Raw genomic sequence first — 7,366 nt, forward strand, 5'->3', positions numbered from 1 at the left:
CCTTCTGCCCTTCTATGTAAGCAAGTACCTGTTCACGGCTCCGGTCACTGACCGTTACAACACAATAAGACGGATTCCACAAATGTCCTCCCCACAACTCTTTCTTTAGCTCTGGATGTAAAAGGAACATCTGGTGTGCAAGATTCCCCTTCATGATTTTGATCATGTCTGAAATATAAAACTGTGGTCGGTAATCTACAAGCAGATGACTTCTTTCTTCATAAAAATAGTATACCATATGCATAGGAATAACTCAAACATTTGTTCCCATTTTGGTAAAAATTTTGCGCGTCTAACTCATCACTGAAGTAACGAGAATGCGACGCGCAGTTTTCAAACTTCCAATCCTCCAACTCACAATCCTAACTTCTTTACAATTTCTCCCAGTGCACTTCTTACAGGAGAATCTTTCGGAAGCCGTATGATCGGCTTTCCATCACAGTCATACTGATATACCTGGTCATCATGTGGTACAATGCCTAACAGTTCCAGTCCCTGATTTCGGATTTCTTCCAGAGTTCCGGCATCCAGTTTTCCATCCGGAACACGATTCACGATTAATCCAGTTTTCTGTGGTTTAAAGTTTAATTCATTCATCAGCTTTGCAATACGTCCGGCTGCCTGAACACCTCTTCTGGAACAGTCACTCACAAGAATCGCAACTTCCATCATTGGCAGAATTCCTCTGCTGATGTGTTCCATACCCGCTTCGTTATCAACCACAATATATGGATAATGGCTTTGCAGTTTCTGAACCTGGGTCTGCACAAGACCATTTACAAAACAATAGCAGCCCTGTCCCTGGGTTCGTCCCATTACCATCAAATCATAATCGTCTTCTTCTGCAATCGCATCAGAAAGACGCATTTCCAGATATGCCTGTTTTGTCATACCGGAGGGAATCTGATATCGTGGGTCTATGCCTGCCCACTCAATTTCTTCTCTCAGCTCCCCAAGTGTGACCTCCGGCTCAACACCGAGCACTTCGTTCAAATTTGCATTTGCATCTGCATCCACCGCCAGGACCGGACGTTTTCCGCTTTCACATAAATACTGGATCAACAATCCACAAAGAGTTGTTTTTCCTACGCCACCTTTTCCTGATACTGCAATTACATGTCCCATATTTTTCCTCCTAAAATTCTGAACAATCTGTTGACTTTTTCTTTAAACCTCATTATAGTTGTTACTATATAAATTACAATAATCAGTCTGTGAGATTTGTATGGTTACTCAACATATAAGAAAAATTGTTGAGGAATCATATGATCCCAAATAATACAGGAGTATATAATGTCAGAAAAAGCGAAAAAACAAGATCGCCGTACCCGCTATACCAGACAAACCATAAAAGATACGTTCTTAGAATTGTTAAAGCAGAAAAGTTTTACGAAAATTACAGTTACAGAGGTCTGCAAAAATGCTGAAATCAACCGTGGCACTTTTTATCTTCATTACTACGATATCTATGATGTATTATCAGATATTTTTAATGATATGACTCAGGATATGTTAACAACTGTAGATCATTTATTCTGTCTAAATCAAAAAAGCTGTTCCTATCCGTTCTGTCAGAAAATACAGATGGAATCACAATACAGGGCACTGTTTCTGGATGATGCAATTGCCCCTATTCTTCTGGAAAAAATAGCAGAAAATACAAAAGAAGGCTATGTGACCTGGCTTATGTCACACAGCCTCCTGACCTTTGAACAGGCAGAATCGGTTTTTTATTTTCAAATGAATGGCTGCCTTTCCATCAACAGACTGATGCTCCGCAATCATTGTAATGACTGGAAACAGATTCAGACAGTAATCGACAAATTTATCAAATCCGGGCTGGAAAGTTTTCTGATTCATGATCAGAGAGAAGAAAATGCTTCCGATAATTTTTGCAGCAAAATTTCTCCAACTGTTACCGCATCTTCTACACTCAGATAATGATCGGCATGATCCTGAAGAAATATTTTGCCAGATGCAGGAAATTCTTCATCTGCAAACCATATCTTTAAAGTTACCGGATATCTTGGCAGAACTGGAAAAACAGCACACAGATCCGCCTTTGTCTCTGTGAATTCTGCACCCAGGTTTTTACATGCTTTCTGAATTTTCTCAGGATCTTTATCCTGCAAAAGCTTTTCCAGTTTCTGCTCTGCAGTCCGGTCAAACTTGGTTCCCCGTATCAATCCATCTTTCAGGTTACCAAAAGTAATGAGCTTCTGTGAGCCTTCTGTGCCATCGGCCATATCCAGATAATGCAACAACGTCAGATAATGCCATTCATCTATGTCTGAGTTAATATAGAATTCAGGAAGTTGAATTTCAATCGTTTCATAAAAACTCATTATCTCAAGTACATTCCGGCTGCTATGAAAAACAGCCCCGCTTTTTGCAGCAATCTCCTCTCCGGAACGATTTTGCAGCCGTTTTACTGCTGCCTGCAACATTTCCTGAAATGCACGATTTTCTGTTTGATTTTTGTATTCCATAAGTTCTCCTTTGTGAACATTTATAGTATCTGTGTTGACTTTTCCTTTAATCTCCATTATAGTTGTAATTATATTATTTACAATCATCAAAGCATTAAAAAATGCACAGTTTATCAACACATTAAAAAGAACTGTTGAGAACTTAGGATGTTTTAAACAAACCAGAAATATTTTCATCCCAAAAACGTGAAAACAAGATCATTATATCATACTACAAGGAGTTTCTTATCATGAAATATTCAACGAAATTAAGTGATACTGTTCATGTGATGGTTCTGATTGCTATCAACCAGGAAAAATCCCTCTCCAGTGCCTCAATTGCAGAAAGTGTCCATACAAATCCCGGCTTTGTACGCCAGCTTATGTTAAAACTAAAAAAAGCGGAACTTATGACAAGTGTAGCCGGACATGCCCGTCCTTCTCTTTCAAAACCAGCCGATCAGATTACATTGCTGGATATTTATAAAGCAGTTGAAGGTGATAAACCATTGCTTCATTTAGATACTCATACCAATCCAGATTGTGGCATTGGCATTAACATTCAGTTATCTTTGCAGGGATTTTATAATGAAATTCAAAAGGCTGCCGAAGAAAAAATGAATACGATTACTTTACAGGATATCATAGATACCTACTATCAGCGGATATCTATAGAAAATAACTTACAGAATATTATTTAACAGGAGAACACTTTCATGTACCTTCAGCAAATACGAAATGCCACCAAAACACTGTGGGAGAAGTAGACTATGAGAAAACAATCTGGTCAAGTTCATAGCAGGGAATCTTCTGCGACTCTCCAACTGACAGTAAGTTTACTCTATCCTTAATTGCTTAAGCTGGTTGTATATGAATAAAGAATGATGTATAGTATTTGCAAGAGGCACCTTCTTTCGTAAATGTTGCAAATGTTTGTTTATTATACAACATCAAGAATCAAAGTGTCTTTCTTTTATGCAAAATCACGAACTTGCTCATTTATAGATAATTACTATTTTTTTGTCAATATCCGTTCTATTTTCTTTTTACATAAAGTAATCCTGGATCATTCATAACAAAATCATATACAATCCAGGATTATCTGTTTTTTTGCACTTGTGTCAGCGTACATGACACAATCGATACACGGCAGGTTATTTACTGCATTCCACAATGATCTTCTCGCATCTGTCATATCCAAGCTGTGAACTGTTCAGACACAACGTATAATTGCTGGCTTTTCCCCATTTCTGATCCGTGTAAAAACTATAATTCGTCATACGCCTTTTATCTGTATCTGCCATCATTTTGACGGCTTCCTTCTCTTCTACATGATATAAGCACATAATACGCTCTGTTTTTTCCGACATATCTCCATGGATAAATACATTCAATACATCATCCCTGTCTTTCAAAATATAATCCGCATTTCTTCCAATGATCACACACGGTTCTCTATCAGCCAGTTCTAAAATAACCTTTCTCTGTGCCTCATACACCATATCCTCCACTGATTTTCCTGTAATATCACGTCCGGCAAGTGCATACGCAAGCAAACCTTTTTTGGGAGATAATTCCGCACTTTCCTGAATATATTCCGGTGATAAGCCGGACTTTTCTGCAATCCGGCTGATGATATTCTTATCATAGTAGGAAATTCCCAGTTTTTTTGCGACCTCTTCTCCGATAAAACGCCCACCGCTTCCAAATTCTCTGCTGATTGTGATGATTTTTTTTGCCATTTCCAGTTCCTCCTCAGTTCAAAACATTCACTCTATTTTTTCTGATTTTCTTCAAAAACACATATCCTACAAAACAGGAAACTATTTCCGTGATCGGAAATGCCCACCAGATCAGTGAAACTCCTATCTGCCCATTTCTGACAAATACAGAAAAAATTCCTGCCAATGGTAAAATAATCACAAGCTGTCTCAAAAGCGAGATAACCAGTGATTCCACACCACCATCCAATGCCTGATAAATGCCCTGATAAGCAACATTGATTCCTGCAAACAGAAAGCTGATCGAAATTATCCTCATTGCTCCGATAAAATATTCTCTTGACGCTCCCGTATGAAACAGCGTTGCAAATGCTTCGGGGAAGATCTCTGTGATTGCAATTCCCAGAATCATTAATATTATGGTATAGATCAGACCATTTTTAATTCCATCCTGAATCCTTTTCTTACTTCTCATCCCATAGGCAAATGCAATGATCGGGGTGATCGCATCTCGCAGGCCAAAAGCAAGGAAAAGAACAAACTGCTGAACTTTATAGAACAATCCATAGGCTGTCTGTGCTGACGGATTGAACTTCAGGATCAGATTCATCACGTAAACCATAATGGACATTAGAGCCTGTGCAATGATTGCCGGAAGTCCGATTGCATAGATTTCTTTGATAATTCCGCCATCCGGCTTCATGTATTTCGCTCCATGCTCGAATTCCTTGTTCATCTTCATATGGAAAATGAACAGTAACACTGCGGATGCTACCTGACCAATTACCGTTGCATAAGCTGCACCTTTCACCCCCATTTCCGGGCAGGGTCCGATACCATAGATCATGATCGGATCAAGAATGATATTTACAACAGCTCCAACCACCTGACCAATGGTAGAATAAAAAGAACGTCCTGTTGCCTGAAGTAACTTTTCAAACAGAGAAAAGAAAATAATACCAAAAGAGATTACGCAGCATATCCTCAGATAGCCAACTCCCATCTCAAGTACTTCTGTGTCTACTGTCTGCGATGAAATATATGTTTTCACCCCAAAGATACCAAATAATAAGCAGACCACATAAATGATCACACCAAGAAACAGACTGTTTCCCGCTACCTTTGCAGCTTTTTTACCGTTTCCCTGTCCAAGCGTCCTTGCTAGAAGCGCATTGGTTCCTACACCGGTTCCGATTCCTACTGCCACCATAAGCATCTGTACCGGAAATACCAGTGTCAGTGCATTTAATGCCTCTTCGCTTCCCACTCTCATATTTCCTACAAATGCACTGTCTACAATGTTATAGACTGCCTGCAATGCCATAGATAAGATCATCGGGATTCCCATCCTGATCATCAGCTTATTCACCGGCATCTCCTTCATCTTGTTGCTTTCCGCCATTTTGTTTTAACTCCTTTCTTTTTGGCACAAAAAAAGTGCGCACCTTATCTTATAAGCTGGACTTACGCTGACAGGCTACACACTTTTCACGGCGATATTTATTTTCTGCAAACCAAAAACGAGCAGCCGGTAAACTGGATTTACGCTTACTCGCCACTCGTTTTCTGTAATTATATTGCCTCTTTTTCAAAAAGTCAAACAAAATTTTCTCCTTACCGACCGGCACTTTTATTCCGTAAAAGTATAGCGTACAAAAGAACCTTTATTATCTCCTGTTACTATTACAACATCTCCACTTTCATTGCACATGGAGTGAACCTCACATGACTAAAGCCACGTGCTTCCGGCCGCTTTAAGCGGCAGACCAAATATCGGCGGATACGCCTGTTACTTAGATTTTGCACAGATATGTGCTTCTTCCATGCCGGATACGGCAGGTTTCCACATAACAGGTAATCCACTGCATATCTGCCTGTGTTTATGCTGCTTTACGCAGTTCCATTTCTGAAATCAGTTCTCTCAGATCTGCATAAACACATGAGGTTCTACGCTTTACTGCAGGAACTTTTGCCTCCAGCAAAGACCTTTCCGTTTCCGGTAAGGGTTTTAAAATTTCACGGATAAAATATCTTGCTCCGATATTATACGATGCCGACAAATCACAGTTGTATCTTTTTCCGGTCTGAAACGTACACAGACGATGATCCCGTATATCACGGGCAATTTCTCCTGATCCATCAAAGGCAAGCCTGCTCGTGTTCCATGCACAGATTCGGGAAATTCGGATTCCCTTTCTGTGTGCCTGCTGTCCGCACCGTTTCTGGATATCACGTTTTCTCCACATCTGCAGTTTCTGCTTTTTCTTCCCGGAAAGTTTTCCTTTCATTTCCAGATATTCGAAAACAATCACATCTGCCTTCTTTTCTGATGCATAAAAAATGATTTCCTTGGCAATTTTTCTGCCAAGCTCTGTATTCAGACGTTTTGCATATGCCCATCTTCCCTGCGCCTGACGCGATCCATGTTCCCGCTGAAATCTTCGGATCCGTCCCAGCACACGGTACATCCGGTCTTTGTCACTGGAAAAGTTAATAAACTTTCTTCCCAGGATAGTTCCGTCTGGACGCATGATGGTACAGACTGCATCCGTATTGATGCCGAGATCCACGCTGCAGATCGTTTGCTCTTTGACAGGTGTCTGGTTTAAAGATACCTCTTCCGCATATGTAAAACGCAGAAAATATTTGTGGTGCTTCTTCTCCAACGTTGGAGCCGAAGCTTTTTTGCCCGACCAGTGTTTTCTTAAGTATTCCATATCCGTATGTTTCAGCCACACAGCAAACCATTTCCAGTCGTGTCCATCGTACAGTTTTAAAAAGGCCGCATCTTTCTCTTCTGTGTTTTCACGGTACATGACATTGTGGTAAAAAACAGGCATGGCATACTGTTCACTTTTCAGATACGGCTTTCCTGTTTTCTGTCCCTCTGCTTTCCACTGTTCCAGACGCGTCCGATAAGAAGATACACTCCCAAGCGCATGCTGGACTGCCGCCCGTCTGAAATAGGATGGCATCTTGGGAAAGCAGAAATCAAAATCAAACCGGGCCGGATTCCGTTTCGTTGTATGCACCAGATGTTCCGCTGCATTGAAACGTTTCTTACTTTCCTCAATTTGGGCCAGTTCTTCCCACACAGATTCATACACTTCGACCAGATAGCAGACAGCAGAACGGTAAATCTCCAGTGTCTGGCGGATCGGAATATTCTGTTTTCGT

General features: G+C 40.4%; 7 protein-coding genes and 1 pseudogene. 2 read left to right on the plus strand and 6 right to left on the minus strand.

Annotated features, from left to right (window positions below):
• Together tnpA and DW915_RS13990 are read right to left on the minus strand one after the other, a co-directional pair.
• Positions 1–208, minus strand: a pseudogene (gene tnpA / locus DW915_RS13985) (IS200/IS605 family transposase); the annotation flags it as partial.
• Positions 209–354: 146 nt separating this feature from the next.
• Positions 355–1,125 carry an ATP-binding protein gene (locus DW915_RS13990; protein WP_118742318.1) on the minus strand — a complete coding sequence of 257 codons (771 nt, stop codon included), beginning with the start codon at positions 1,123–1,125 and terminating at the stop codon, positions 355–357.
• Positions 1,126–1,293: 168 nt separating this feature from the next.
• Here DW915_RS13990 and DW915_RS13995 point away from each other — a divergent pair, with 168 nt between their 5' ends.
• Positions 1,294–1,941, plus strand: a complete 648-nt coding sequence (locus DW915_RS13995) for a TetR/AcrR family transcriptional regulator (protein WP_118742319.1) — start codon at positions 1,294–1,296, stop codon at positions 1,939–1,941.
• Here the strand turns inward: DW915_RS13995 and DW915_RS14000 are convergent.
• Positions 1,863–2,489, minus strand: coding sequence for a DUF3786 domain-containing protein (locus tag DW915_RS14000; protein WP_055221749.1), 627 nt, complete (start codon positions 2,487–2,489; stop codon positions 1,863–1,865). The two genes, DW915_RS13995 and DW915_RS14000, sit on opposite strands and share 79 nt — an antisense overlap.
• Before the next feature lie 230 nt (positions 2,490–2,719).
• On the opposite strand from DW915_RS14000, the gene DW915_RS14005 reads away from it, so the two are divergent.
• Positions 2,720–3,169 carry an Rrf2 family transcriptional regulator gene (locus tag DW915_RS14005; protein ID WP_055268481.1) on the plus strand — a complete coding sequence of 150 codons (450 nt, stop codon included), beginning with the start codon at positions 2,720–2,722 and terminating at the stop codon, positions 3,167–3,169.
• 453 nt (positions 3,170–3,622) lie between these two features.
• Here the strand turns inward: DW915_RS14005 and DW915_RS14010 are convergent, their stop codons facing one another.
• From DW915_RS14010 to DW915_RS16175, 3 genes are all read right to left on the minus strand, one after another.
• A complete protein-coding gene (locus tag DW915_RS14010; RefSeq protein WP_118742320.1) occupies positions 3,623–4,210 on the minus strand; it encodes a cytidylate kinase-like family protein in 588 nt (195 codons plus the stop codon).
• A 13-nt stretch (positions 4,211–4,223) separates the two neighbouring features.
• Positions 4,224–5,591 carry an MATE family efflux transporter gene (locus tag DW915_RS14015; RefSeq protein WP_118742321.1) on the minus strand — a complete coding sequence of 456 codons (1,368 nt, stop codon included), beginning with the start codon at positions 5,589–5,591 and terminating at the stop codon, positions 4,224–4,226.
• Positions 5,592–6,069: 478 nt separating this feature from the next.
• A partial coding sequence (locus tag DW915_RS16175) for an IS200/IS605 family element transposase accessory protein TnpB (protein ID WP_118742339.1) occupies positions 6,070–7,366 on the minus strand: 1,297 nt, incomplete at its 5' end.

This window comes from Blautia sp. AM42-2, from assembly GCF_003480245.1.
Taxonomy (GTDB): Bacteria; Bacillota; Clostridia; order Lachnospirales; family Lachnospiraceae; genus Fusicatenibacter; species Fusicatenibacter saccharivorans.

Bases quoted from the DNA above. Each gene is read 5' to 3' on its own strand.
- DW915_RS13990 (WP_118742318.1), bottom strand. From the start codon at position 1,125: ATGGGACATGTAATTGCAGTATCAGGAAAAGGTGGCGTAGGAAAAACA.
- DW915_RS13995 (WP_118742319.1), top strand. From the start codon at position 1,294: ATGTCAGAAAAAGCGAAAAAACAAGATCGCCGTACCCGCTATACCAGA.
- DW915_RS14000 (WP_055221749.1), bottom strand. From the start codon at position 2,489: ATGGAATACAAAAATCAAACAGAAAATCGTGCATTTCAGGAAATGTTG.
- DW915_RS14005 (WP_055268481.1), top strand. From the start codon at position 2,720: ATGAAATATTCAACGAAATTAAGTGATACTGTTCATGTGATGGTTCTG.
- DW915_RS14010 (WP_118742320.1), bottom strand. From the start codon at position 4,210: ATGGCAAAAAAAATCATCACAATCAGCAGAGAATTTGGAAGCGGTGGG.
- DW915_RS14015 (WP_118742321.1), bottom strand. From the start codon at position 5,591: ATGGCGGAAAGCAACAAGATGAAGGAGATGCCGGTGAATAAGCTGATG.